The organism is Microbacterium xanthum, assembly GCF_034531355.1.
GTDB classification, from domain to species: domain Bacteria; phylum Actinomycetota; class Actinomycetes; order Actinomycetales; family Microbacteriaceae; genus Microbacterium; species Microbacterium xanthum.
Window position 1 is genome coordinate 862,992 of the sequence record NZ_JAWHUE010000002.1, and the last position, 25,388, is coordinate 888,379.

The 25,388-nt window shown below is 69.7% G+C and carries 21 protein-coding genes; 13 read left to right on the top strand and 8 right to left on the bottom strand.

The features are described 5' to 3' along the window. Positions 1-28 precede the first annotated feature (28 nt). Positions 29-1,942 carry an anthranilate synthase family protein gene (locus tag RZO50_RS09480; RefSeq protein ID WP_322599461.1) on the bottom strand — a complete coding sequence of 638 codons (1,914 nt, stop codon included), beginning with the start codon at positions 1,940-1,942 and terminating at the stop codon, positions 29-31. Between the two features lie 230 nt (positions 1,943-2,172). Between RZO50_RS09480 and ispG the strand changes: the two genes are divergently transcribed. Beyond that, complete coding sequence (gene ispG / locus RZO50_RS09485; protein WP_322599587.1) at positions 2,173-3,303, top strand: flavodoxin-dependent (E)-4-hydroxy-3-methylbut-2-enyl-diphosphate synthase; 1,131 nt, start codon at positions 2,173-2,175, stop codon at positions 3,301-3,303. A 109-nt stretch (positions 3,304-3,412) separates the two neighbouring features. On the opposite strand, the gene pcp is transcribed toward ispG, so the two are convergent. Beyond that, positions 3,413-4,051, bottom strand: coding sequence for a pyroglutamyl-peptidase I (pcp, locus tag RZO50_RS09490; RefSeq protein ID WP_322599462.1), 639 nt, complete (start codon positions 4,049-4,051; stop codon positions 3,413-3,415). 34 nt (positions 4,052-4,085) lie between these two features. Between pcp and RZO50_RS09495 the strand changes: the two genes are divergently transcribed. From RZO50_RS09495 to RZO50_RS09505, 3 genes are read left to right on the top strand one after another with little or no spacing between them, the layout of a single operon-like run. Then, positions 4,086-4,625, top strand: a complete 540-nt coding sequence (locus RZO50_RS09495; RefSeq protein WP_322599463.1) for a pyridoxamine 5'-phosphate oxidase family protein — start codon at positions 4,086-4,088, stop codon at positions 4,623-4,625. A gap of 34 nt (positions 4,626-4,659) precedes the next feature. Further along, positions 4,660-5,859 (top strand): benzoate/H(+) symporter BenE family transporter, encoded by a 1,200-nt coding sequence (locus RZO50_RS09500; RefSeq protein ID WP_322599464.1) that lies wholly within the window; start codon positions 4,660-4,662, stop codon positions 5,857-5,859. An 11-nt stretch (positions 5,860-5,870) separates the two neighbouring features. Then, a complete protein-coding gene (locus RZO50_RS09505; RefSeq protein WP_322599465.1) occupies positions 5,871-7,631 on the top strand; it encodes a proline--tRNA ligase in 1,761 nt (586 codons plus the stop codon). 47 nt (positions 7,632-7,678) lie between these two features. On the opposite strand, the gene RZO50_RS09510 is transcribed toward RZO50_RS09505, so the two are convergent. From RZO50_RS09510 to RZO50_RS09520, 3 genes are all read right to left on the bottom strand, one after another. Next, positions 7,679-10,186 carry a LamG-like jellyroll fold domain-containing protein gene (locus tag RZO50_RS09510; RefSeq protein WP_322599466.1) on the bottom strand — a complete coding sequence of 836 codons (2,508 nt, stop codon included), beginning with the start codon at positions 10,184-10,186 and terminating at the stop codon, positions 7,679-7,681. Between the two features lie 147 nt (positions 10,187-10,333). Next, the gene (locus RZO50_RS09515; protein WP_322599467.1) at positions 10,334-11,155 is read right to left on the bottom strand and encodes a DUF1206 domain-containing protein; all 822 of its coding nucleotides are present in this window, start codon (positions 11,153-11,155) and stop codon (positions 10,334-10,336) included. A 63-nt stretch (positions 11,156-11,218) separates the two neighbouring features. After that, on the bottom strand, positions 11,219-12,730 hold the full coding sequence (locus RZO50_RS09520; protein ID WP_322599468.1) for an alanine/glycine:cation symporter family protein: 1,512 nt from the start codon (positions 12,728-12,730) through the stop codon (positions 11,219-11,221). Between the two features lie 71 nt (positions 12,731-12,801). On the opposite strand from RZO50_RS09520, the gene RZO50_RS09525 reads away from it, so the two are divergent. The 5 genes from RZO50_RS09525 (at position 12,802) to rbfA (ending at position 19,477) form a co-directional block, all read left to right on the top strand. Next, entirely contained in the window at positions 12,802-14,667 is a 1,866-nt protein-coding gene (locus tag RZO50_RS09525; RefSeq protein WP_322599469.1) for a lipase family protein, read from the top strand. Positions 14,668-14,756: 89 nt separating this feature from the next. Further along, entirely contained in the window at positions 14,757-15,743 is a 987-nt protein-coding gene (gene nusA / locus RZO50_RS09530) for a transcription termination factor NusA (protein ID WP_322599470.1), read from the top strand. A gap of 48 nt (positions 15,744-15,791) precedes the next feature. After that, the gene (locus RZO50_RS09535) at positions 15,792-16,064 is read left to right on the top strand and encodes a YlxR family protein (protein ID WP_322599471.1); all 273 of its coding nucleotides are present in this window, start codon (positions 15,792-15,794) and stop codon (positions 16,062-16,064) included. Between the two features lie 56 nt (positions 16,065-16,120). Then, positions 16,121-18,901 (top strand): translation initiation factor IF-2, encoded by a 2,781-nt coding sequence (infB, locus tag RZO50_RS09540; RefSeq protein ID WP_322599472.1) that lies wholly within the window; start codon positions 16,121-16,123, stop codon positions 18,899-18,901. A 147-nt stretch (positions 18,902-19,048) separates the two neighbouring features. Next, positions 19,049-19,477, top strand: coding sequence for a 30S ribosome-binding factor RbfA (gene rbfA / locus RZO50_RS09545; RefSeq protein ID WP_322599473.1), 429 nt, complete (start codon positions 19,049-19,051; stop codon positions 19,475-19,477). 15 nt (positions 19,478-19,492) lie between these two features. On the opposite strand, the gene RZO50_RS09550 is transcribed toward rbfA, so the two are convergent. Next, complete coding sequence (locus RZO50_RS09550) at positions 19,493-20,413, bottom strand: HhH-GPD family protein (RefSeq protein ID WP_416211585.1); 921 nt, start codon at positions 20,411-20,413, stop codon at positions 19,493-19,495. Between the two features lie 63 nt (positions 20,414-20,476). Here RZO50_RS09550 and truB point away from each other — a divergent pair, with 63 nt between their 5' ends. The 4 genes from truB to RZO50_RS09570 are packed head-to-tail and all read left to right on the top strand — an operon-like array spanning position 20,477 to position 23,196. Further along, a complete protein-coding gene (truB, locus tag RZO50_RS09555; RefSeq protein WP_322599475.1) occupies positions 20,477-21,367 on the top strand; it encodes a tRNA pseudouridine(55) synthase TruB in 891 nt (296 codons plus the stop codon). After that, on the top strand, positions 21,364-21,732 hold the full coding sequence (locus RZO50_RS09560) for a hypothetical protein (RefSeq protein WP_322599476.1): 369 nt from the start codon (positions 21,364-21,366) through the stop codon (positions 21,730-21,732). Before truB ends, RZO50_RS09560 begins: the two co-directional genes overlap by 4 nt. A 37-nt stretch (positions 21,733-21,769) precedes the next feature. Then, a complete protein-coding gene (locus tag RZO50_RS09565; protein ID WP_322599477.1) occupies positions 21,770-22,216 on the top strand; it encodes a hypothetical protein in 447 nt (148 codons plus the stop codon). Beyond that, positions 22,213-23,196, top strand: a complete 984-nt coding sequence (locus RZO50_RS09570; protein ID WP_322599478.1) for a bifunctional riboflavin kinase/FAD synthetase — start codon at positions 22,213-22,215, stop codon at positions 23,194-23,196. The genes RZO50_RS09565 and RZO50_RS09570 overlap by 4 nt, the downstream gene beginning before the upstream one ends. A gap of 21 nt (positions 23,197-23,217) precedes the next feature. Here the strand turns inward: RZO50_RS09570 and deoC are convergent, their stop codons facing one another. Together deoC and RZO50_RS09580 are read right to left on the bottom strand one after the other, a co-directional pair. Further along, positions 23,218-23,934 carry a deoxyribose-phosphate aldolase gene (gene deoC / locus RZO50_RS09575; protein ID WP_322599479.1) on the bottom strand — a complete coding sequence of 239 codons (717 nt, stop codon included), beginning with the start codon at positions 23,932-23,934 and terminating at the stop codon, positions 23,218-23,220. Positions 23,935-23,943: 9 nt separating this feature from the next. Next, complete coding sequence (locus RZO50_RS09580; RefSeq protein WP_322599480.1) at positions 23,944-25,314, bottom strand: MFS transporter; 1,371 nt, start codon at positions 25,312-25,314, stop codon at positions 23,944-23,946. Between the last annotated feature and the right edge of the window lie 74 nt (positions 25,315-25,388).

Below are 25,388 nucleotides of genomic sequence, written 5' to 3' on the forward strand. Positions count from 1 at the left end.
CGGCGGGGGACGGGGCCGGAAAGGGCGACTAGACCTCTGTTGGGGCGAAGGCGTCGGTGACGAGGCGCTCGAGCGTGCGCAGGCCGTCACGGGACAGAATCGATTCGAGGTGTCCCTGCACCGAGGCGAACCCCGGACCGCGCAGGGCGTACACGGCGCCGGTGTCGGGGTCTGCGGCGACCTCGGCGCCCCCGACCCTCGTCGTGCCCGGGCGGACGGAGGCGGTGAAGGTGTTGTAGAAGCCGATCGACGCCGGCTCGCCGAACACGTCCACGCTCAGCTGCACGCCCTGATGCGGGCGTTCGAGCGGGGCGAGGTCCACGCCGAGTCCATCGGCGAGGATCTGGTGGCTCAGGCACACCGCCAGCAGGGGGCGCCCGCTCGCGCGTCGCATCGCGACCACCTCGCGCATCCGGGCGATGCGCGGCGCGGACGACTGGCGGGGGTCGCCGGGCCCGGGGCCGCAGACGAGCAGCTCCGCACCGACCACCTTCTCGTCGGTGACGGTGTTCCACGGCGCGATGGAGACCTCCAGGCCCAGATGACGCAGCTGGTGGGCGAGCATCGTGGTGAAGCGGTCCTCCGCATCGACCACCACGGCGTGCCGCCCCGCGAACGGGCCGCGCTCGCCGCCGTCCTGCGGATTCAGCCAGAACTCGGCCAGGCGCACGTTCCGGGATGCGAGCCGTGCCGCGATCTCCGGGTCCTCGGCCAGCAGCACGCGAGGCTGCGTCGGCGCGTCGTCGTCCTCGGCGGGGACGGGCGTGTCCCGCGGCACGGCGCCGATGGCCCCCAGCACGCCGGCGGCCTTGCCGTGCGTCTCACCGACCTCGCCGTACGGGTCGGAGTGGCGCACGAGGGTGGCGCCGACCGGGACGCGCAGGGCCCCGTCGACGAGGTACGCGGTGCGGATGAGGATCGGCGCATCCAGATCGTGGGTCGGTTCGCCCTGGACCTGCGATGCTCGGGGTGTGAACAGCGCGGCGACCCCCGAGTAGTACCCGCGAGGGGAGGGTTCGTGGCGGGCGATCACGGTGCACGCGTTCTGCATGGGGGAGCCGGTGACCGTCGGGGCGAACATCGTCTCCCGGAGGATGTCGCGCGGGTCCAGCCGGCTGCGCCCGCGGAGGACGTACTCGGTGTGGGTGAGCCGTGACATCTCCTTCAGCCGCGGTCCGGTGATGCGTCCGCCGTCGGTGCACACCGCGCTCATCATCTTCAGCTCTTCGTCGACGACCATGAAGAGTTCCTCGGTCTCCTTGGTCGACTCGAGGAACGCGCTGAGGCTCTCCGCGGTCGCTCCGCCCTCCGGGTGACGGAAGGTGCCGGAGATCGGATTCATCGTCACGACGCCCTCGTGCGCGCTCACATGCGCCTCGGGGCTCGCCCCGACGGCGACGTGACCGTCGGTCACGATCGCGAAGGTCCAGTACGCACCGTGTTCGTGCTCGAGAAGAGCACGGAACCACGTGAGGGCGGCCGTGCGGGGATCAGCGTCCACCGATGCGGTGAAGTCGCGCCGGATGACGAAGTTCGCGCCCTCCCCGCGACCGATCTCGTCGGCGATCACACGCCGGACGATGTCGGCGTAATCCTCATCGTCGATGTCGAATCCCGCGTCGGCGAGCGGGATCGTCGCATCCGGAAGGGCGGCTGTGAGCTCGTCCCGGGGGAAGGACGCGTGATCGGTCACGACGAGGCAGCGAAGCGGTGCGCCGTCGTCGTGGCAGATGAAGCCGCGCTCGCGCACCTGGCGGTACGGCACGAGCGCGAGGACCTCGCGGGGCGTGCCGTCGGGGGCGGTGAGCGGGATGTCGCCGAGCAGGTCGACATCGACCACGTCGCCGGTGAGCAGTTCGACCGTGTCGGGGTCGCGGGCGATGAGGGCGAACGGGGCGTCGCTGGCGACCAGGGAGGCGAGGGAGGGTGCAGGCGTGCTCATCGGGTTCTCTCGTCGGAGGGGCGGGTCCGCCCGTGCAGAGAAGAAGACCGCCCGTGTCTGTCAGGGGCGGTCACTCGTTCGCGCGATGCCACCGCCTATGCGGTGGGCCACCAGGGACGTCGCGGGAACATGCGCCGAACCTACCACAGCGGTTGTCACGGGCGCCCGGGAGCACCCCGCGTCCGGATCGAGCGGCGTACGCTGGGGTCGTGCCCGCAGTGAACATCGGAATGCCGTCCGTGCCGGAGGTCCTCGCGCCGCGCCGCAAGAGCCGGCAGATCCGCGTCGGCAAGGTCCTCGTGGGCGGCGGCGCCCCCGTCAGCGTGCAGTCGATGACGACGACGCCGACCACCGACATCAACGCGACCCTTCAGCAGATCGCCGAGCTGACCGCATCCGGGTGCGAGATCGTCCGCGTCGCCGTCCCCAGCCAGGACGACGCCGATGTGCTCCACATCATCGCGAAGAAGAGCCAGATCCCGGTCATCGCCGATATCCACTTCCAGCCGAAGTACGTCTTCCAGGCCATCGACGCGGGGTGCGCGGCGGTGCGTGTGAACCCGGGCAACATCCGCAAGTTCGACGATCAGGTGGGTGCGATCGCGAAGGCCGCCCAGGCCGCGGGCGTCTCGCTGCGCATCGGCGTGAACGCCGGGTCCCTCGACCGGCGGCTGCTGGAGAAGTACGGCAAAGCGACCCCGGAGGCCCTGGTGGAATCCGCGGTCTGGGAAGCGTCGCTGTTCGAGGAGCACGACTTCCACGACTTCAAGATCTCGGTCAAGCACAACGACCCGATCGTGATGGTCAAGGCCTACCGCCAGCTCGCCGAGCGGGGCGATTGGCCCCTCCACCTCGGTGTCACCGAGGCGGGGCCGGCGTTCCAGGGCACGATCAAGAGTGCGACGGCTTTCGGCATCCTGCTCTCCGAGGGCATCGGCGACACCATCCGCGTGTCGTTGTCGGCGCCGCCGGCCGAGGAGGTCAAGGTCGGACACCAGATCCTCCAGTCGCTGAACCTGCGGGAGCGCACGCTCGAGATCGTGTCCTGTCCGTCGTGCGGTCGTGCGCAGGTCGACGTCTACAGCCTCGCAGACTCGGTGACCGAGGGGTTGAAGGACATGTCCGTGCCGCTGCGCGTGGCGGTGATGGGGTGCGTCGTCAACGGACCCGGCGAGGCGCGCGACGCCGACCTGGGGGTCGCGAGCGGGAACGGCAAGGGCCAGATCTTCGTCAAGGGCGAGGTCATCAAGACCGTGCCGGAGGCCGAGATCGTCGAGACGCTCATCGCCGAAGCCAACCGCCTCGCCGAGGAGATGGGCCCCGACGCCCCCACCGGCACCGCCCAGGTCCTCACCTCCTGATCCGCCGATGTCGGAGGATCGCGCCGATGTCGGAGAATTCCCCCAGCATCCTCCGACATCGACAACATTCTCCGACCGGAGCGTGCGGTGCGGCGTGGCCGACCACGGGTCAGTGGATTGCGCCGGCCGGGACGGAGATGTCGGCGGGCGTCGCCAGCGTGGTCTCGATGGCGAGGTGGAGGGCAGCGGCGATGTCGGCGAGGGGCAGCGCGGGGTGCCCGTCCGGCGCGTGGGCGGTGTCCCACGGCACGTGGATGAAGCCGGCCCGCATCCCCGGCCGCGTCTCGGCCAGATGAGCGGCGAGATAGAAGACGTGGTTGCACACGTAGGACCCCGCTGACAGGGAGACCCTGGCGGGGATGCCGCCGGCGGCGATGTCACGGACGATCGCCTTCACCGGAAGCGACGCGAAGAGCGCCGTCGCACCACCGAGCACGCAGGGCACGTCGACCGGTTGCGCGCCGGCGTTGTCGGGGATGCGAGCATCCTGCAGATTGACCGCCACCCGCTCGGGGGTCACCGCGTCGCGGCCGCCCGCGAGCCCCGTCGCGATGACGACATCGGGGGTGTGGCGCGCCACGAGCTCCTCGAGGCGTGCCGCGGCGCCGTCGAAACTCACCGGCAGCACCTCGGTGATCACGCGCGCCTCGCCGTCCCATCCGTCGGCGACCAACCGCACCGCGTCGCCGGAGGGATTGGTCGGGTCGTCGGCGAACGGCTCGAAGCCGGTCAGGAGTACGGAGGTCACCCGATCCAGCCTATGTCGGTGCCACACTCGTCACATGGGGAAGACCTTCGACGGCATCGATGACACGCTCGCCGCGTGGATCACCGATCAGCACATGTTCTTCGTGGCCACCGCGCCACTGTCGGCGCAGGGGCGGGTGAACCTGTCACCGCGGGGCCTTGACTCCCTCAGCATCCTCGATGAGCGGACCGTGGCCTGGCTGGATCTCACCGGCAGTGGAGCCGAGACCATCGCCCACGTGCGCGAGAACGGGCGCATCACCGTCATGTTCTGTTCGTTCGATGCCCGGCCGCGCATCGTGCGCCTGCACGGGCGGGGGCGGATCGTGCTGCCCGGGGACGACCTGTTCGCGCGCGTGGAAGCCGAGCACCCGGGCCACGTCGGTGCGCGGGCGGTGATCGTGGTCGACGTCGAACGGGCGTCGGATTCCTGCGGGTGGGGTGTGCCGCAGATGGACTTCGTCGCGGAGCGCGACATCATCCGACCGTGGGCGCAGAAGAAAGGCGCGGACGGCCTCGCGACCTATCGCGAGGCCAACAACACCACCTCGCTCGACGGGCTCCCCGCGCTGTGACCGCGCCCGGCCGCGACCAGGTAGCGTCGCCCGGGTGAGCGCCCAGACACGGGTGGGCCCCGCCCGCCCCATCGTCGCCGGAGTGGTGACCGCGCTCGTCGGCGTCACCTCGTCGTTCGCCGTGGTCCTGACCGGCCTCGCCGCCGTCGGGGCGACCGATCGGCAGGCCGCCAGCGGACTCCTCGTGCTGTGCCTGACGATGGGCGTGGCCACCATCGTGCTCGCGTGGCGCTATCGGATGCCGATCACCGTCGCGTGGTCCACTCCCGGCGCGGCCGTGCTCGCCACGACCGGCGTCGTCGACGGGGGATGGCCGGCGGCGGTCGGAGCCTTCTTCGTCGCCGCGGCGCTCATTCTGCTCACGGCCCTGTGGCCGCGGCTCGGCCGCCTCATCGCCCGTATCCCGCCCTCGATCGCCCAGGCGATGCTCGCCGGCGTGCTGCTGCCGTTGTGTCTGGCGCCGGTCACCGGGTTGACGGAGAACCCGTGGGGCGTGGCCCCCGTCGTGCTGACGTGGCTCGTCGTCGCTCGGCTCGCCCCGCGATGGGCGGCGCCGGCGGCCTTCGTCGCCGCCGCGTCGGTGATCGTCGTGCATGTCGCCGGCGCCGGGACGGTCATGGATCCCGCGGCGCTCGTGCCGCGGCTCGAGTTCACGATGCCGCAGCTCACCGTGGGGGCCGTGATGGGGATCGCCCTGCCGCTGTTCCTGGTGACGATGGCGTCGCAGAACGTCCCCGGTGTGGCCATCATGCGCAGCTTCGGCTACGACGTGCCGTGGCGGCCGGCGATGACCGTCACCGGTATCGGCACGGCGGTGGGGGCTGCGGCGGGCGGTCATGCGATCAATCTCGCGGCGATCAGCGCGGCGCTCGCCGCCGCGCCCGAAGCGGATCCGGATGCGCGGCGCCGGTGGGTGGCAGGGGTCTCGACAGGGGCGACCGCGATCGTGCTCGGCGGGATGTCCGCCGCTCTGGTGGCGCTGGTGGCCGTCGCGCCGACCGCCGTGATCCCGGCCGTGGCCGGGGTAGCGCTGTTCGCGGCGTTCGGGTCCGCGGTGCAGCAGGCCATCGATGATCCCGGGGAGCGGCTGCCTGCGGTGGTCACCTTCCTCGTCGCGGCGTCCGGCGTCGTCGTAGCCGGAGTGGGAGCGGCCTTCTGGGCGCTCATCGCGGGGCTCGTCGTCCGCGAGGCGCTGCACATCGGGCGTCGCGGTCGCGAGCGATATCGGCCGTAGACTTGTCGATCGTGGTCACCCGTCTGTCGCACCTGTTCCTCCGTACGCTCCGCGAAGACCCGGCCGAGGCCGAGGTCGTCGGTCACAAGCTGCTCGTGCGCGCCGGCTACATCCGTCGGCAGGCCCCGGGCATCTTCGCCTGGCTGCCGCTCGGGCTGCGGGTCAAGAACCGCCTCGAGCAGATCATCCGCGAGGAGATGACCGCCGCCGGCGCCCAGGAGGTGCACTTCCCGGCCCTCATGCCGCGCGAACCGTATGAGGCGACGGGACGATGGGAGGAGTACGGAGACGGCATCTTCCGCCTGAAGGACCGCAAGGGGGCCGACTACCTGCTCGCCCCGACGCACGAAGAGGCGTTCACCCTGCTGGTGAAGGATCTCTACTCGTCCTACAAGGATCTGCCGCTGACGATCTACCAGATCCAGGACAAGTACCGCGACGAGGCCCGACCGCGCGCCGGCCTGCTGCGTGGACGCGAGTTCACCATGAAGGACGCGTACTCGTTCGACTCGTCGGACGAGGGACTGGACGCGTCGTACATGGCGCAGCGGGACGCCTACGAGCGGATCTTCCGACGCCTGGGGCTGGAATACGTGATCGTTCAGGCCGATGCCGGGGCGATGGGAGGATCGCGCTCGGAGGAGTTCCTGCACCCGACGCCCGTCGGCGAGGACACCTTCGTGCGCAGCGACGGCGGGTACGCCGCGAACGTCGAGGCGTTCACCACGACCGCGCCGGAGCCGATCGCGCTCGAGGGTCAGCCAGCCCCCGTCGTCTTCGACTCGCCCGCGACCCCGACGATCGCCACCCTGGTCGATCACTGCAACGCCCACCTCGAGGGGGCGTTCACCGCCGCGGACACGCTGAAGAACGTCGTGCTGGCGCTCACCCACCTGGACGGTACGCGCGAGCTCGTCGTCGTCGGGGTGCCCGGTGACCGCGAGGTGGACGACAAGCGCGTCGAGGTCGCCTTCGCTCCGGCCGAGGTCGAGCCCGCGACGGATGAGGACTTCGCCCGGCATCCGGGGCTCGTCAAGGGCTACATCGGACCGTGGTCGCCCGAGGGGGCCGTCCTCGGCGAAGAGTCGACCACCGGTATCCGATACCTGCTCGATCCGCGGATCGTGGACGGTTCGGCGTGGATCACCGGCGCCAATGTCCACGAGAAGCACGTGCACAGCCTGGTCGCCGGTCGCGACTTCACCGCCGACGGCGTGGTGGAGGTCGCCGCGGTGCGGGAGGGGGATCCGGCGCCGGACGGCTCCGGCCCGGTATCGCTGGCCCGCGGGATGGAGATCGGACACGTCTTCCAGCTCGGACGCAAGTACGCCGAGGCGCTGGGGCTGAAGGTCCTCGATGAGAACGGCAAGCTCGTGACCGTGACCATGGGCTCCTACGGGATCGGCGTCACGCGCATCCTCGCGATCATCGCCGAGCTGAACAACGACGACCGCGGCCTCATCTGGCCGGCATCCGTCGCCCCATTCGACGTGCACGTCGTGGCCACCGGCAAGGACCCGGTCGCCTTCGAGCTCGCCGAGACGCTGGCCGCCGAGCTCGAGGCGAAGGGTCTCGACGTGGTCTTCGACGACCGGCCGAAGGTCTCTCCCGGCGTGAAGTTCGGTGACGCCGAACTCGTGGGCGTGCCTCGCATCCTCATCGTCGGCCGCGGTGCCGCCGACGGACAGGTCGAACTCTGGGACCGGCGGACGGGGGAGCGGATGACCGTGCCCGCCGAGGAAGCGGCCGCGGCCGTGGCCGAACTCCGCTGACACCGCGAACGGGGTCCCGCCACCGAGGTGGCGGGACCCCGTTCCGATCAGGCCCTGGCGGCGCGCCGTCGCGCGATCAGAAGCGCGAAGCCGGCGACAGCGGCCACGAGGGCAGCTGCGCCGAGTGCCACCAGCCCAGTGGCGTCGAACCCGGTCACCGCGAGGTCCTGCGCGTCGCCGGCGCCGGCGGCATCTCCCTCTGCGGGAGCTTCGGGCCCCGAGGTGGGCTCCGCGCTGTCGGTCGGATCCGGGGTCGGAGCAGCCGCCTCTGCGATCGAGAAGGTCACGATCACCGGCTCCGACTGCCGGCTGCCGAGCGCCTGGGTGAGGGAAACGGTGTGTGTTCCGGCGTCCAGGCCGCTATCGACCACGATCTCCCAGGTGCCGTCGGCGTTCACGACGGTGCTCGCTCCGGCGAGGTCGACGGCGGTCCGCGCCATCCCCGACCCGGTGATGAGACTCGTCAGGTGCACGTCGGCTCCGGCCAGTCCCGTGCCACGGAAGGTTGCGGTCTCGGTGCCTGCGGGCAGTTCGCCTTCCGGCGCCGTCCCCAGCTGGAGGTCGGAGAGGTCGGCCCGCTGGGTCAGCCACTGTTCAGGCGTGGTCGGGTGGTCGATGATCCGCGTCTCGCCAATGCAGCCATGCCAGCCGTTGCGCGCTGCGTCATCGACCCAGTCCGCCCCGAGGATCCAGGGCATCCCCTCGTTGAAGGCCATACCCACGGTGTCCACCGCGTTGCGCAGCACCGGCGCACCGTCGACGTAGAGAGTGGTCGTCATCGCCTCGGGATCGTTGACCAGGGCGATGTGGGTCCAAGTGTCGACCATGATCTCGCCCGACCAGTTGGTCTTGTCGCCCTTGGTCGTCTCCGCCGGGATGCTCGTGTACTGGAACTCGCGCAGGTTCGAGATTCCCAAAGCCGTCGGAGATGCGGTGTAGTCCCATCGCGACCACGGCACGCCGTCGATGGTCGAGCGATTGCCCGTGCGGGTGAGGAACTTCGACCACTGGTTGTCGGCGGCGTCCCAATCGGCGTCCATCTTCACGAACGTCTCAATGGTGTACCCGTCACTGAGGACGACGTCGTTGAGCGGCGCGTCCTGCGCCGTCGAAAGGTAGCTGTAACGCGCTCCGGAGGACGCGTCGAAGCATGCGGCGGCTCCATCGGAGGAGAATCCATGGACGTCATCCGACTGGATCGTGACGTCCTCCCAGATCGCACCCTCCGCGCTCGTCGCGGCGGGGTCGACGCGACGGAGGTCGTTGTCGCCGGCGATGTCCTCGAAGACGGCGTCAGCGTCGGCGATACCCTCGGCGCCGTTGAAGCGCCAGTGCGCGAGGGTGCCTTCGACGGCGACGAAGTCGCGTTCGTCACCCGGCAGCGCGGTGGTGATCGGATCCGGACCCTCGAACCCGTCGAGCAGAATGTCACGAGCGGCGGCGCTGAGGGAGGGCTCATCGGCAGAGCCAGCGGTGAACGAGTCGGTGAACCCGGAGAAGCGCTCGGCGAAGTCGATCTCGATTGTGAACTGCTGCGTCCCGCTTTCCAGCAGTGGCTGATCGTAGGCCTGCAGGCGGTCGGCGGGCTTGGAGACGATCCACGGCGACGCCGTCTGGACGTTGATGCGGTTGTTCGTGAGGTCGAACTCGTACAGCCCGAGGTAGCCGTTGCCCCCGTCTGCGGCCATCTGGTAGTCGATGAGGATCTGGGTCACCGCGTGACCGGCGTCGTTGGTTTTCTCCAGGACGGTCGCACCGTGCGAGTGGCCGTTCATGGTGAGGAAGATCTGATCGTTCGAGCGGATCAGGTTCTCCCACAGCTCGAGGCCGTACTCCGTCTCCAGCGGGCTGACCTGATCGCTTTCGACGGCGAGGAGTGAGTGCGTGGTCAGGATGACCGGGAGCGTGGGGTGCGCGTCCATGACGTCCTGAGCCCACTGCTGTGTCTGAGTCGATATGCGCCACGACAGTGCGAGGACGAGGAATTGCTGCCCTTCTGCTTCGAACACGTGGAACTCGCTCATGCCGGTGTCATCGCGGCCGCCGAATGTCGCCTGGTCCGCCGCGCGCTCCGGGCCAAACCACGTCAGGTACGGCTCGGCCCCGAGGTCGTAGTCGGTGTCGTCGAGGCTGTCGTCGCTGTTGTTCACGTCGTGGTTGCCAGCGAGGATCGAGTACGGCAGACCCGCATCTTCCAGGGTCTCCATTGCGCCGTCCGCGACCATCCACTCGCTTTGGACCCCCGCGCGATCCACGACATCCCCGAGGTGCGTGACGAACGGGATGTTGAGCGTGTGTCGGTGCTCGGCCAACCACTGGGTCTGCACATCGAACGGGTTCGCGCCCCACTGCGATTGCAGCGCGTCATCGTATCGCGAGTAGAACTGCGTGTCGGGGAGGACTGCGAGGGTGAAGCGCGATCCGAGATCGTCGTCGGTGGTCTCCGCGACGGCCGGGGCCGCCGTGGTGGCGATGGTGCCCGCGGCGAGGCCGAGGGTCAGACAGGAAGCCAGGATGCCGCGGACGCGTGTCCGCGATCGAAAACGGGAATGCAAGGCGAATGCTCCTTCAGGGCATGGCGGAGAGCGGCGCGCACGCGGCGACACCTGCTCAGGGGAACCCTGGAAGCCTTGTGGTCCGACGTGACCTTTCGATGACTTTCCGCTCTCCTCGCAGTGACTCGCGAGGAAAGTTCAGCGCGCTTACGAATCCAGTCGGGCGTACCGGGCCCGCACGACGCAGAAGACCCCGTACGCGAGGAAGCCGAAGCCGACGGCGGCGACGATCACAGGGCCGAAGGGCAGCCCGACGAGGGTCTGGATGGCAGCGTCCAGCCCTCCCGCCGCATCTGGATCGACCTGAACCGCCGCGACGAGGACGAGGATCCCGACGGTGGCCAGCGAGACACCTTTCGCGATGTACCCCACCACCCCGACGGCGACGACGGTCTTCCCCGGAGCGCCCGGGGGAAGGTCCACTTTCTTGCGGAAGCCGCGACGGACCCCGATCACGACGAACCCCACGCCGATGGCGCCGACGGCGACGCCCGCCGCGCCGAGGATGAACGGGCCGCCGGGCAACGACAGCACGCCCTGGCTCGCCTGCTCCGTGCTCTGGTCGCCGTTCGGGCGTGAGCCGAGCGCGACGGACGCGGCGATGCCGCCGAGCGCGATGTAGACCGCGGCGCGCGCCCAGAGAGACACACGCCGACCCCACTTCTTCGCTTTGCCCTTCGTGCCGGGCCGATCGCGCTGCAGGAACCCGTCCAGGACGTACCAGGCTCCCAGCGCCCACAACCCGGCCGCCAGGGCCCACAGGGCGACGAAGCCCAGAGGAGCAGCGGCGATGGCCTTGAAAGCCCCGGACTGGTCACTGTCCGCATTCGCCCCGAAGGCGACCGACACGATGATCCCACCCAGGATCAGGTGGAGCAGCCCGTTCGCCACATACCCCAGGCGTGCGGCCACGCGGACCGCCGGTGTGGATGTCGCTTCTCGCGCTGCTTCGTCAGCGGACGTTCCCATGCCCCAAGCGTAGGAACATCCGCATTCGCGTGCGGAGGGGCTTGCCCCGTCGTGCCGGATGTGTCAGCCGCGCGGAGCGCCTCCGTGCAGATGATCGCGATGCTTGGCCGCCTGACGGCCACGCGTGGTGATGTCGATGGGGCCGGTGACCGACAGCTCGTCCTCCCAGACCTCGATGTTCGCCACTCCCGGGAGACGGTCGCGGGTGAAGACCGGATCTCTGCCTTCGCGCCGTTGCTGGGTGTAGTCGCGGAGGAGCTTGAAGGCGACCCCGGAGAGCAGGCCGATCGCGACGAGGTTGACCAGGGCCATGAACCCCATGGCGCCGTCGGCGAAGGTCCACACGACGTCGGCGGACAGCAGCGCGCCGATGAGAACGGCGATGACCGCGGCGACCCGGTACCCGAGCAGCACGCCGCGGTTGCGGGTGATGAACTCGATGTTGCTCTCGCCGTAGTAGTAGTTGCCCAGGATCGAGCTGAACGCGAGCAGGAAGATGATGACGCTCAGCACGATGTTCGACCACTCGCCGAGGGTGCCGATCACCGCTCCCTGCGTCAGTCCGATGCCGCGCTCGGCGTTCGCGAGGTCGGGGACCGAGACCAGGATGATGAAGGCGGTGATGGAGCAGACCAGGAAGGTGTCGAAGTACACGCCCAGGGTCTGCACCAGTCCCTGCTTGACCGGGTGCGTCACCGCCGCGGATGCGCTGGCGTTCGGCGCCGAGCCCAGGCCCGCCTCGTTGGAGAACATGCCTCGCTTCACGCCGGTGAGGATGATGTAGCCGAGGGTGGCCCCGACCACCTCGTTCGGTCCGAACGCCTCGGAGAAGATCGTTGCGACGGCCATCGGCAGCCTGTCCAGGTTCAGGGCGACGATGACCAGGCCGATGAGAAGGTACAGCAGCGCCATGAGCGGGACCAGAAGCTGTGTCACCGACGCGATCCGGCGGACTCCGCCGAAGATGACCAGGGCCATGAGCGCGCTGAGGGTGATCCCGATCACCCAGGGCAGCCAGCCGGAGACGGACTCGTCGAGTCCCCCGGCGATGGTGGCCTGGATGGTGTTGGCCTGCAACGACGAGAAGGCGACGGGGAAGCAGATGATGAGGACCACGGCGAAGACGACGCCCATCCAGCGGGCGTTCAGACCGCGCTGCATGTAATACGCCGGGCCCCCGCGGAATCCGTCGGCGTCACGCGTCTTGTAGAGCTGCGCGAGGGAGGACTCGATGAAGGCCGACGCGCCGCCGATGAAGGCCATGAGCCACATCCAGAACACCGCCCCGGGGCCGCCGATCGCGATCGCGGTGCCGACGCCGGCGATGTTGCCCACGCCCACGCGAGAAGCCGCGGAGATGGTGAAGGCCTGGAAGGCCGACACCGACTGCGGCTTGCCGTCGGGTGTGCGGGGGGTCTTGTCGGTCAGGGTGCGGAACATCTCCGGGATCAGTCGGAACTGGACGACCCCCGATCGCGCTGTGAAGTAGAGGCCCAGCAACACCACGATGGGCAGCACCAGCCAGGTCCAGAGGTGGTCGCCCCACTCGGCGAGCCATTCGCTCACATCAGCCATTCGGTCAGTATGGCGGTGATTCGGTGGCGGCGACGACGCCGCGCGGGTCGCGGCGTGCCTATGCTGACGTGGTGAAGCGGTCGGACGCCTGGCGAAGGGGACTCAACGCCCTGCCCCGGCTCGTCGCCGACGCCCCTCCGATCGTCGTGATCGCGGTCGGCGGGCTCGCGCTGCTCTTGGGAGCGCTGATCGTCACCCGCCCGCTGACCTCGCTGGTGCTGCTGACCGTGTACGTCGGTCTCAGCGCCCTCGTCTTCGGACTGGTCGAGTTCGCCGCCCCGCACCAGGAACGCGGCTGGGCGGCTCGGCTCTTCGCCGGGCTCTGGGTCGTCCTGGGGCTTGCGATGCTGCTCGGTCTCGGGCGCACACTCGACCTGCTGCCCGTGGCACTGGCCGTTCTCCTTCTCGTCGGCGGCGCGCAGGCGCTGGTGGATGCGGCCATGGGCGGCACGATCAGCCAGCGCGTGCTGTGGGCGGCCTCGGGCGTCGCGCAGGTCGTCTTCGGCATCCTCTCCCTCACGTGGCCCGATGTGACCGTGCTCGTCGTGGCCGTCGTCTTCGGTGTGCGCACGCTCGCCTTCGGGGTGTCCACGGTCGTACGCGGTGCCGTGATGTTCTCGCGGGCGCCGCACGAACGCGACGCCGACCTGTTCGCTCGTTCCGCGCTGAGTATCGAGGAGGTCTATGACCGCCGTGCGCGGGGGTGGGCCGCCGCGGGCCGCTACGCGCTGTCGGTCGTCCTGGTGGCCGTTTCGATCGGGGGATGGTGGCTGAACGACTGGCTGCAGGACGGTGCGCCCGTCGTCGACGCCTTCTACGACCCGCCTGTGGTCGTCCCATACGACCACGGGCAGCTGATCCGGGAGGGTGGGTTCTCCGGGCAGCAGCCGGCCGACACCGAGGTGCGCCGGATCCTGTACACCACCCGTGATGCGCTCGGTCAGCCGGCGGTGGGGAGCGCGCTGGTGATCGCGCCTGCCGACCCGCCCCGGGGGCCCCGCCCGGTGATCCTGTGGAACCACGGCACCACGGGCGTGGCGCAGGGATGCGCGCCGAGCCTTCGCGACGCCTCCGCGACGAAGTGGGCCGTCCCGAGCCTGGATGAGGTGATCGACAACGGCTGGGTCGTCGTCGCGCCCGACTATTCAGGCCAGGGCGCACCCGGGGTCTTTCCCTATCTGATCGGACTCGGCGAGGCGCGTTCCTCGTTGGACGCCGTCGTCGCAGCCCGGCAGCTCGATGATCTGATGCTCTCGACGCGGACGGTCGTGTGGGGCCACTCGCAGGGCGGCCATGCGGCGCTGTGGGCCTCGCAGATCGCGGACGGATACACCCCCGCGCTCGACGTGCTCGGCACGGCGGCGCTCTCGCCGGCAGCCGACCCCCATGCGCTCGCGACGGAGCTGCTGCGAGACTCCGCCACCGTGGAGTTGTCGATCCTCATCTCGTGGGTCCTCGTGCCCTACGCCGACACGTACGACGACGTCGACCTCGCGCGCTATGTCGCGCCCGGCGGCGAAGCGATCGTCCGCGAGATGACGCAGCGCTGCCCCTCGGAGCCCGGTGTGGTCGTGTCGGTCGCCACGGCGCTCGGGGTGTCGGAGGATCGCCCGCTCTACGTCGAGAACCTCGCCGCCGGGCCGCTGGGGCAGCGTCTGCGCGAGAATGCGCCGCAGGGACCGTGGGGCACGCCGATGCTGATCGCCTGGGGCGGCGACGACGAGGTGATCTCGCCGGAGCTTCAGGAGTGGTTCGTCGCGGACGTGTGCGCGCAGGGGGAGGACGTCCGCTACCTGGAGTACGTCGGGTACGACCACCTCGGCATCATGCTTCCGCGATCGGCGTTCCTCCCGGTGCTGATGCGGTGGACCGAGGACCGGTTCGATCTGCGGCAGCCGGCGCGCAACGACTGCGAGGCGAAACCGCTCGGAGACTGACCGGCCGGTGACGGCGGGATCGGGTAACGTGTACGGGATGCCGTCGGCCACGCCGCGACGGCGGAAGAGCTGAATAAAGGGAGGTCGACGTGGACATCGATCTGGGTCTGCTGCGGACGGTCGAGCGGGAGAAGGAGATTCCCTTCGACGAACTCGTACGCATCATCGAACAGGCGATCTTGACCGCGTACGCGAAGCACAGTTCGCCCACGGGCGAGGCCCCCGAAGGGGCTCGCGCGCAGCTGGACCGCAAGACCGGTCACGTCGCCGTCTTCGTGCCGCTGCTGGATGAATCCGGCGCGGTCATCGGCGAGGAGGAGACGACTCCCGACGACTTCGGACGTATCGCGGCCTTCGCCGCCAAGCAGGTGATCAGTCAGCGCCTGCGGGACATCGCCGACGACGCCGTGCTGGGGGAGTTCCGCGGCAAGGAGGGGGACATCGTCGCCGGCGTCATCCAGCAGGGCCCCAACCCGCGCATGATCCACGTCGATCTCGGCACCGTCGAAGCGATCCTGCCCCCCGAGGAGCAGGTTCCCGGCGAGGAGTACACCCACGGCTCCCGTATCCGTGTGTACGTCACGAGCGTGTCCAAGGGGACCAAGGGGCCCTCGATCACCGTCTCACGCACCCACCCGGGACTGGTCCGCAAGCTGTTCGCCATGGAAGTCCCCGAGATTCCCGCCGGGCTCGTGGAGATCGTGTCGCTCGCCCGGGAGGCCGGACATCGCAGCAAGATCGCCGTGAAGGCCAACGACCCCGCCATCAACGCCAAGGGGGCTTGCATCGGGGAGTTGGGCCGTCGCGTCCGCGCCGTCACCGAGGAGCTGGCCGGCGAGAAGATCGACATCGTCGACTACAACGCCGATCTGCCCACCTTCGTGGCGCACGCCCTCTCGCCGGCGAAGGTCACGTCCAGCTACGTCCTCGATGCCAACAGCAAGGCCGTCCGCGCCCTCGTGCCCGACTATCAGTTGTCCCTCGCGATCGGCAAGGAGGGGCAGAACGCGCGTCTGGCCGCCAAGCTCACCGGCGCGAAGATCGACATCCAGCCCGACTCCATCCTGGAGTCCTGATCACGGCGCGCTGCGCCGTGCGAAGCGCGTCGAGCGCCGAGGTGTAGGATGGAACCCGTACGAACGTGCGTCGGTTGTCGCACGCGTGCTCCTCGATCCGCCCTTCTGCGGGTGGTCGCCATCGATGACCGGCTCGTCCCCGACGACCGTGCCACGATGCCGGGGAGAGGCGCGTGGGTCCACGAGACGCCCGAGTGCGTGACGACAGCTCTGCGTCGTCGGGCCTTCGTGCGTGCATTGCGTGTGTCGAGACCACTCGACGCGCAGACCATCGAGAAACGGCTGAACGGCTATGGAAACAAAGTGAACGGCTCGAAATGAGACCCGTCCGCGACTAACGGTCTGCCCTGTCTGGGTGGACCCCAGACAGGAGAATTGTGGCAAAACCACGCGTACACGAGATCGCGTCCGAGCTCGGTGTCGACAGCAAGGTGGCCCTCGCCAAGCTCAAGGAGCTCGGCGAGTTCGTCAAGAGCCCCTCATCGACGATCGAGCCCCCGGTCGCCCGAAAGCTCCGAGCAGCCCTCGCATCCGAGGGGGGCTCGGGTGACGCCAAGCCCGTAGCCGGCAAGCCCGGCGCGAAGCCCGGTCCGGCGCCCAAGCCCGGCGCCGCCGCCCCCAAGCCCGGCGCGTCCGCGCCGAAGCCCGGTGCTGCCGCCACCCCCGGCGGTGCGCCGAAGCCCGGTGCGCCGGCCCCCACCCCGGCCGCGCCGGCGGCATCGGCTCCGAAGCCCGGTGCCGAGGCGCCCGCGTCCAAGCCCGGTCCCAAGCCCGGCCCCGGGGGCGCGAGCCCCCAGGCCCCGCGTCCCGGCGGCAACCAGCGGTCCGGTGGAGGCAACCCGCGATCCGGCGGTGCGCCGCGTCCGGGCAACAACCCGTTCTCCTCCTCGCAGGGCATGGGCCAGCGTCCCGCCGGCCCGCGTCCGGGCAACAATCCGTTCGCATCGGCGCAGGGCATGGGTCAGCGTCCGAATCCGGGCAACATCCCGCGCCCGCAGGCGCCTCGTCCGGGTTCGCCCCGGCCCGGCGCGCCCCGTCCCGGTGGCGGCGGTCGTGCCGGTGGCGGTCGTGGCGGCGCCCCGTTCCAGCAGCGTCCCGGTGGCGCCGGTCGTCCCGGTGGCGGCGGTGGTGCCGGTGGTGGCTTCGCCGGTCGCCCCGGTGGCGGTTTCGCCGGTCGCCCGAGTGGCGGCGGTCGTGGTCGCGGCGGCGGCACGGCCGGAGCCTTCGGTAAGGGCGGCGGTAAGTCGAAGCAGCGCAAGTCGCGTCGGGCGAAGCGTCAAGAATTCGAGATGAGGGATGCGCCCCAGGTCGGCGGCGTCAATGTCCGCAAGGGCAACGGCGAGATCATCCGTATGCGCCGCGGCGCATCCATCTCGGACTTCGCCGACAAGATCGAGCAGCTGGCCGGGTACTCGGTGCAGCCCTCGACCCTGGTGACGATCCTGTTCAACCTGGGTGAGATGGCCACCGCGACCGAGTCGCTCGACGAAGCGACCTTCGAGGTCCTGGGCGACGAGCTGGGCTACAAGATCCAGATGGTCTCGCCCGAGGACGAGGACAAGGAGCTCCTCGAGGGCTTCGGTCTGGACCTCGAGCAGGAGCTCGCGGAAGAGGACGACGACCAGCTCGAGATCCGCCCGCCGGTCGTGACCGTCATGGGTCACGTCGACCACGGTAAGACGCGACTGCTCGACGCGATCCGTCAGAGCAACGTCATCGAAGGTGAAGCCGGCGGCATCACCCAGCACATCGGTGCCTACCAGGTGTGGACCGAGCACGAGGAGATCGAGCGCGCGATCACCTTCATCGATACCCCGGGTCACGAGGCGTTCACCGCCATGCGTGCCCGCGGTGCCCAGGTGACCGACCTCGCGATCCTGGTCGTCGCCGCCGACGACGGCATCATGCCGCAGACGGTGGAAGCGCTGAACCACGCGCAGGCGGCCAACGTGCCGATCGTCGTGGCGGTGAACAAGGTCGACAAGCCCGACGCCAACCCCGGCAAGGTCCGGCAGCAGCTGACGGAGTACGGCCTGGTGGCCGAGGAGTACGGCGGCGACGTCATGTTCGTCGACGTGTCGGCCCGTCAGGGCAGCGGCATCCAGGATCTGCTCGACGCGGTGCTGCTCACCGCGGACGCCGGCCTGGACCTCCGCGCGAACCCGAACAAGGATGCGCGCGGTGTGGCGATCGAGGCGAAGCTCGACAAGGGCCGCGGTTCGGTGGCGACCGTGCTGATCCAGTCCGGAACGCTCCGGGTCGGTGACGCGATCGTCGCGGGTACGGCCTATGGCCGCGTTCGAGCGATGATCGACGAGAACGGCGAGCAGGTCGCGGAGGCCGCTCCGTCGCGTCCCGTCCAGGTGCAGGGTCTGAACTCGGTGCCCCGCGCCGGTGACGTGTTCATCGTCACGGAGGAAGACCGCACCGCCCGCCAGATCGCCGAGAAGCGTGAAGCGGCCGAGCGCAACGCGCAGCTGGCCAAGGCCCGCAAGCGCATCTCGCTCGAGGACTTCACCCGCGCGTTGGAGGAGGGCAAGGTCACATCCCTCAACCTCATCATCAAGGGCGACGTGTCCGGTGCCGTCGAGGCGCTGGAGGAGTCACTGCTGAAGATCGAGGTGGACGAGTCCGTCCAGCTTCGGATCATCCACCGCGGTGTCGGTGCCGTGACCGAGTCGGATGTGAACCTGGCGACGATCGACAACGCGATCGTGATCGGCTTCAACGTCCGTCCGGACGCCAAGGCACGTGAGCGCGCCGCCCGCGAGGGAGTGGACATCCGCTTCTACTCGGTCATCTACAACGCGATCGACGACGTCGAGCAGTCGCTCAAGGGCCTGCTCAAGCCGGAGTTCGAAGAGGTGCAGTCGGGTGTGGCCGAGATCCGCGAGGTGTTCCGCTCCTCGAAGTTCGGCAACATCGCCGGTGCGATCGTCCGCAGCGGCACGATCACCCGCAACGCCAAGGCGCGCATCATCCGCGAGGGTGTCGTGATCGCCGATGGCTTGGCCATCGAATCGCTGCGTCGCTTCAAGGACGATGTCACCGAAGTGCGAACCGACTACGAATGCGGTATCGGCCTCGGCAAGTACAACGACATCCAGATCGGCGACGAGATCGAAACGACAGAGATGGTGGAGAAGCCGCGCGGCTGACGGTCGTGCTGCTCCGGAGGCTGCTTTCCCTTCGCTCGCAGAGCGGGGACCCCGCCCGCTTCGCGGGCACCCCGATGCTCGCTCTTGGGAAGGCAGCCTCCTCGCGGCCGCGAAGACAGCGCCGGCGATGAGGAGAAAGAAGTGACTATGGGAAACGAACGACAGGCACGATTGGCGGACCGCATCCGCGTCCTCATCGCCGAACGCCTCGAAAAGGGGCTGCGTGATCCGCGACTCGGCTTCGTGACCATCACCGATGTCCGCGTGACCGGCGATCTCCAGCACGCCTCCGTGTTCTACACGGTGCTCGGCGACGAGAAGGAGCGCGTGTCGTCGGCCGAGGCGCTGCGCGCAGCGACCGGTATGCTGCGCAGCGAGGTGGGGCGGGGCCTGAACGCCCGGCTGGTGCCGACGCTGGAGTTCATCGCCGACGGTATTCCGGAGAACGCCGGTCACATCGAGGAGCTGCTTCGTGAGGCGCGCGAGCGCGACGAGGCCGTCGCCGGTATCGCCGGATCCGCCGCCTTCGCCGGCGAGGCCGATCCGTACAAGAAGGTCCGCGACGACGAAGAGTGATCTTCGCCGGCGCCGTCACCGAGCGGCCCGGTCCCCGTGGGGGAGCCGCAGGGTTCCCTCGATCGCCTCGACGAGGCCGTCGACGATCAGGGAGTCGATCGCTCTGTCTCGTTGCGCCCGATCGGGCCAATCCGCGATGACCTCGTCTTCCGGTATCTCGGTCCTCTCCCGCAGGACAGCCAGGATCGCCCCGCGCGTCTGACGGTCGCTGCCTTCGTACGCGGCCTGCCGTCGCCGGGTGTCGCCGGTGTCCGGATACCCCGCGGCGCGCCACGCGCAGCGGTCGGCGACCGGGCACGCGTCGCACCGTGGAGCGCGCGCGGTGCAGACCAGCGCGCCCAACTCCATCGCCGCGGCGTTGAACCGCGCGGCGTCGTGGTCGTCCAGGGGCAGCAGCTCGCTCATGGCCTGCAGGTCCCGACGATGCGGTGGACCCGGATGAGCGGTGCCGCCGATCGCGCGAGCGATGACGCGTCGCGTGTTCGTGTCGACCACCGGGTGTCGATCGCCGTAGGCGAACACCGCCACGGCACGGGCTGTGTAGTCCCCGATGCCGGTGAGGGCGAGCAGATCGGCGACCTCGCGCGGGACGACGCCGCCGTGTCGGTCGGTGATCTCCACCGCGGCGCGGTGCAGCCACAGGGCGCGCCGCGGGTACCCGAGGTTCGCCCACTGGCGCACGGCGTCGGCCGGCGCGGCCGCGGCCAGCGCCGCGGGTGTGGGCCACCGCTCGAGCCACTGGGCCAGTCGGGGGATCACCCGATTCACCGGCGTCTGCTGCAGCATGAACTCGCTCACCAGCACGCCCCACGCGCCGTAGTCAGGACGCCGCCACGGCAGGTCGCGCGCGTGTGCGCCGAACCAGTCGATCAGCGCGGGCGCGAGCGGCGGCGGGGAAGCGGGCACATCTTCCAGCGTATGCGTCGCGCATGTCATCGGCCGCTGGCCGCGGGCGGTGCCACGCAGGAAGAGCAGCCGTCGGCGACGTAGGCTGGGCAGATGCGTCCCGACCCCGGCATCCTGCTCGTCGACAAGCCGGGAGGCCTGACCAGTCACGACGTCGTCGCCCGTGCGCGGCGATCGCTCGGCACGCGGAAGATCGGTCATGCCGGCACGCTCGACCCCATGGCGACCGGGCTTCTGGTCCTCGGCGTCGAAGCCGCGACGCGGCTGCTCACCTTCGTCGTCGGACAGGACAAGACCTACCTGGCGACGATCCGCCTGGGCGCCACCACGGACAGTGACGACGCGGACGGCGACGTGCTCGGCACGGCCGATGCTTCCGGAGTCACGCGCGAGATGGTGGATGCGGCGATGCTCCCGCTCCGAGGGCGGATTTCGCAGGTGCCCAGCCGCGTCTCGGCGATCAAAGTCGACGGCCGGCGGGCCTACGAACTGGCCCGGGCCGGCGAGGAGGTCACGCTGAAGGCGCGGGAGGTCACGGTCTCGCGGTTCGAGGTCGTCGCGGAGCGACGAGTGGGAGAGGTCGTAGATCTGGACGTAGTGGTGGACTGCTCGAGCGGAACCTACATCCGCGCCCTTGCGCGCGACCTGGGGGCGGCGCTCGCGGTGGGGGGGCATCTGACGGCTCTGCGCCGGACGCGCATCGGCTCGTTCGACGTGAGCGACGCGGTGTCGATCGATGACCTCGTCGGAGCGCACGTCATTCCCGTCGCCCGGGCGGCAGGGATGGTCCTTCCGCGCCTGGAGGTCACCGACCAGCAGGCGCGGGATCTTCGCCACGGCAAGCGCCTGCACGGGATGGCCTCGGCCATCACCGGGTCTCGGGCCGCGGCACTGGCGCCGGACGGCACCTTCGTCGGCGTGGTGCAGCCCCGAGGTGCCGACCTGAAGAGCGAGATGAACATGCCGGAGGAGCAGTCGCGATGATCGAGTGGTTCACCGTCGTGCAGGTGGCCGTCGGCGTCGCCGCCGGCACCCTGTGCGTGGTCCTCGGGTTGATCGGACGGCGCCCGAGCGACCTCAGCGTCGGCGCCCTCGCGCTGGTGGAGGTGCTCCTGCTGGCGCAGATCGTCATCGCCGTGGTCGCACCGTTCGCGGGAAACCCCCCGAGCGGCAGTCTGTTGGAATTCTGGGTCTACCTGGTGAGCGCCGCGCTCGTGCCACCCGCGGCGGTGCTGTGGGCGTTGCTCGAGCGCAGCCGGTGGAGCACCGTGATCCTCGGCGTCGCGGCGTTCGCGGTCGCGATCATGGTCTATCGGATGCAGGTCATCTGGAGCGTGCAGATCGCGTGAGGACGCCGGGGCGCACGGCGCCTAGAATCGATGAGCGATGTCCACGTCCTCGTCCCGCCCCCGTATGACCGGTATCGGTCGGGTGCTCGTGATCGTCTATGCGATCATGGCCCTCGCCGCCACGGGTCGCAGCTTCGTCCAGATCGTGCAGCGCTTCGAGGAGGCCCCACTGGCCTACACGCTCTCCGCGTTGGCCGCTGTGGTCTACATCCTCGCCACCCTCGCACTGGTCTTCTCCTCCTCTCGAGCGTGGTACCGCATCGCGTGGATCGCGATCGTCTTCGAACTCGTCGGCGTCCTGGTCGTCGGCACGCTGAGTCTGCTGCTTCCCGCGCTGTTCGCCCACCCGACGGTCTGGTCCTGGTTCGGAGCCGGGTATCTCATGGTGCCGCTGGTGCTGCCTTTCCTCGGCCTGTGGTGGCTGTGGACGCACCGCGCGCACACCGCGACGTCGACCGCGCCCGCCGAGGCGATGGTCCCGTGACGCTCTGGCGCCATCCCGCCGAGGTGCCCGACGGGTACGGACCTTCGGTCGTTGCCATCGGCAAGTTCGACGGCGTCCACTCCGGGCACCGCGCGGTGATCGATCGCGCGCGCGTCGACGCGGCGGCGACGGGCGCGCGGGTGGTCGCGGTGACGTTCGACCGCAATCCGCTGGCGCTGCTGCGCCCCGACATCTGCCCGGATGCGCTGGTGAGTGCGGCCCAGAAGGTGCGCCTGCTGGCGGGAGCGGGAGTGGATGCGACCCTCGTCCTGACCTTCGACGAGCAGCTGGCGGCCCTGTCCCCACGCGATTTCGTCGAGCATGTCCTCGTCGATGCCCTCGGCGTGCGCACGGTCCTGGTCGGACAGGACTTCCGCTTCGGGCGGGAGGGCGCAGGGGATCCCGCGACCCTCCGCGCGCTCGGCGCGGAACTCGGATTCGAGGTGCATGTCGTCGAAGACGTCTGCGCGGTCGATGACGGTCGACGGGTGTCCTCGACGTGGATCCGCGATCTGCTGGCAGGGGGAGACGTCGCCACCGCCGCGCGGCTGCTCGGCCGACCGCACGCGGTGCGCGGCGAGGTCGTGCACGGCCACAAGCGAGGTCGTGAACTCGGCTATCCCACCGCGAACCTCGCGGCCGACGGCGAGGGGCTCGTACCGGCCGAGGGCGTGTACGCCGGGTGGCTCGTCGACGAAGGCGAACGGGGGCGGGGCGCGGTCGAACCGCATGCCCGCACGCGTTACCCGGCGGCGATCAGCATCGGCACGAACCCGACATTCGGCGACGTCCTCGTCAGACAGGTCGAGGCCTACGTGCTGGATGAGACGGATCTGGACCTCTACGGACACACAGTGGAGATCCGCTTCGTCGAGCGCCTGCGCGGCATGGTCGCCTTCACCGGCGTCGAACCGCTCATGGCGCAGATGGCCGAGGACGTCGCCCGCACACGAGCGACGCTCCTCACGCGCGGGGCCTGAACGCCCGGCGACGAAGCCTGATCAGTAGGACGACTCGTCGACGGCGGAGGTCGCAGGTCCGCCGCCTTCCTGGCGACGCGCGGCGCCCAGGATCGTGGCGGCGGCCGAGGTTCCCAATCGCGTGGCGCCGGCCTCCAGCATCGCAACGGCCGCGTCGAACCCGCGCACTCCTCCGGATGCCTTCACCTGGACGTTCTCGCCCACGCTCGCACGCATCAGACGGATGTGCGCGACCGTCGCGCCGCCGCCGGCGAATCCCGTGGAGGTCTTCACGAAGTCCGCTCCGGCTGCCTCGCTCAGCCGGCAGGCCCGCCCGATCTGCTCGTCGTCGAGATAGGCCGTTTCGAAGATGACCTTGACGATGTGGTCGCCGGCCGCCTCGACGACGGCACGGATGTCCGATTCGACGGCGTCGTCCATACCCGAACGGAGCATGCCGATGTTGAGCACCATGTCCAGTTCGACCGCGCCGTCCGCGAGGGCCTGCCCTGCCTCGGCGACCTTCGCGGCGGTCGAGGTCGTGCCGTGCGGGAACCCGATCACCGTACCGACCGCGACCCCGGTGCCCTGCAGTCGTGCCACGGCGTGCGGGATGTCGGACGGGCGCACGCAGACGCTGAACACCTTCCACTCCGCGGCGACGTCGAGTTCGGCGTCGAGGTCGGCGCGCGTCAACTCGGGTTTGAGGATGGCGTGGTCGATGGTCGCGGCGAGCTGACTCTCGGTGTAGCTGGTCATGTGCTCAGCCTACGTCGGAGCGGACGCTCGGTCGTTGCGGATGCCGAGGAAGGAAACCACGCCGCCTCCCGCCAGGAGCGCAGCGGTCACGATCGCGGCCCGGTGGAACCCGTCCAGGTCGAGCGCGCCGCCGACGATCCCGGCGAGCATGGCGATGACGATCAGGCCGGCGACGCGGGAGATCGCGTTGTTGACGGCGGAGGCGATACCCGAGCGCGATGAATCGATCGCGCCGAGGATCGCGGAAGTCAGGGGGGAAACGGTCAGGGTGAGGCCGAGGCCGAAGACGACGACGCCGGGGAGGACCTGGGCCCAATAGTCGAACGGATCGCCCACCGACAGGAGAAGCAGCGCCCCGGCGGCCATCACCAGCGGTCCCACCGTCATGAACAGGCGCGGACCGAACCGGCCGGCGAGGCCCCCCACGCGAGAGCTGAAGAGGATCATGAGCACGGTGATCGGCAACGTCGCGAGGCCGGCGAGCGTGGCTGACAGGCCGGCGCCCTGCTGCAGGTACACACCCACGACGAAGCCGTTCAGGGACAGTGCCGCATAGACGAAGGCCGTCGTGAGGTTGCCCGCCCAGAAGTTGCGCTGCCGGAACAGGTCCAACGGCATCATCGGGTCGGCGGCGGTGGCCTGGCGCACGAGGAATCCGATGAAGGCGGCGACGCCGACGGTGGCCGTCCCCCAGATCAGCGGAGAACCCCAGCCGAGGTTCGGCTGCTCGATCAACGCGAAGACCATTCCGCCGAGACCCACCGTGCACAGGACCGCCCCGAGGACATCCACGGTCCGGCCGGCCGCGCGCACGTCCGGCCGGCGGAGTACCGCGAGCAACCACAGGGTGACCGCGATGGGGAACACGTTGATGAGAAAGACCAGGCGCCACGACAGCAGATCCACGCTCAGCCCGCCGACGACGGGGCCGACGACCATGGCACCTGTCGTGGCCGCCGTCCATATCCCGATCGCGCGCCCCTGCGCGGCCCCGCGGAACGTCGAGGTGATGAGGGCGAGCGAGCTGGGGACCAGAAGCGCCCCGGCAACGCCCTGCAGCGCCCGCGCGACGATCAGGAACTCCGGCGTCGGCGCGGCCGCGATCGCGATAGACGTGACGCCGAACAGCACCAGACCCCAGCGGAGCACCCGGATGCGCCCGAACACGTCGCTGAGCGATCCGGCGACGAGGATCAGAGCGCCCAAGGTCACCAGGTACGCGTCGACGACCCATTGCTGGGTGGTCAGACCGCCGCCCAGGTCATTCCGGATGGCGGGAAGCGCGACGGTGACGACCGTTCCGTCCAGGAAGGAAACGAAAGAGGCGAGGATCGCGACGGTCAGGACGACTCGCTCGTCTCGCGACATCCGTTCCGGCATGTTGTCAGCCTACGGTCGCCGCGTCGTCGCGCGGGCGGGCCGGCCCCTGGGTAGAGTCTGTCCGGCGAGCCGCG

Excerpts from the sequence above, each read along its gene's own strand:
- RZO50_RS09480 (WP_322599461.1), bottom strand. The coding sequence starts at position 1,942 with ATGAGCACGCCTGCACCCTCCCTCGCCTCCCTGGTCGCCAGCGACGCC.
- ispG (WP_322599587.1), top strand. The coding sequence starts at position 2,173 with ATGCCGTCCGTGCCGGAGGTCCTCGCGCCGCGCCGCAAGAGCCGGCAG.
- RZO50_RS09495 (WP_322599463.1), top strand. The coding sequence starts at position 4,086 with ATGGGGAAGACCTTCGACGGCATCGATGACACGCTCGCCGCGTGGATC.
- RZO50_RS09515 (WP_322599467.1), bottom strand. The coding sequence starts at position 11,155 with ATGGGAACGTCCGCTGACGAAGCAGCGCGAGAAGCGACATCCACACCG.
- RZO50_RS09520 (WP_322599468.1), bottom strand. The coding sequence starts at position 12,730 with ATGGCTGATGTGAGCGAATGGCTCGCCGAGTGGGGCGACCACCTCTGG.
- RZO50_RS09535 (WP_322599471.1), top strand. The coding sequence starts at position 15,792 with ATGGAACCCGTACGAACGTGCGTCGGTTGTCGCACGCGTGCTCCTCGA.
- rbfA (WP_322599473.1), top strand. The coding sequence starts at position 19,049 with ATGGGAAACGAACGACAGGCACGATTGGCGGACCGCATCCGCGTCCTC.
- RZO50_RS09550 (WP_416211585.1), bottom strand. The coding sequence starts at position 20,413 with ATGACATGCGCGACGCATACGCTGGAAGATGTGCCCGCTTCCCCGCCG.
- truB (WP_322599475.1), top strand. The coding sequence starts at position 20,477 with ATGCGTCCCGACCCCGGCATCCTGCTCGTCGACAAGCCGGGAGGCCTG.
- RZO50_RS09560 (WP_322599476.1), top strand. The coding sequence starts at position 21,364 with ATGATCGAGTGGTTCACCGTCGTGCAGGTGGCCGTCGGCGTCGCCGCC.
- RZO50_RS09565 (WP_322599477.1), top strand. The coding sequence starts at position 21,770 with ATGTCCACGTCCTCGTCCCGCCCCCGTATGACCGGTATCGGTCGGGTG.
- deoC (WP_322599479.1), bottom strand. The coding sequence starts at position 23,934 with ATGACCAGCTACACCGAGAGTCAGCTCGCCGCGACCATCGACCACGCC.
- RZO50_RS09580 (WP_322599480.1), bottom strand. The coding sequence starts at position 25,314 with ATGCCGGAACGGATGTCGCGAGACGAGCGAGTCGTCCTGACCGTCGCG.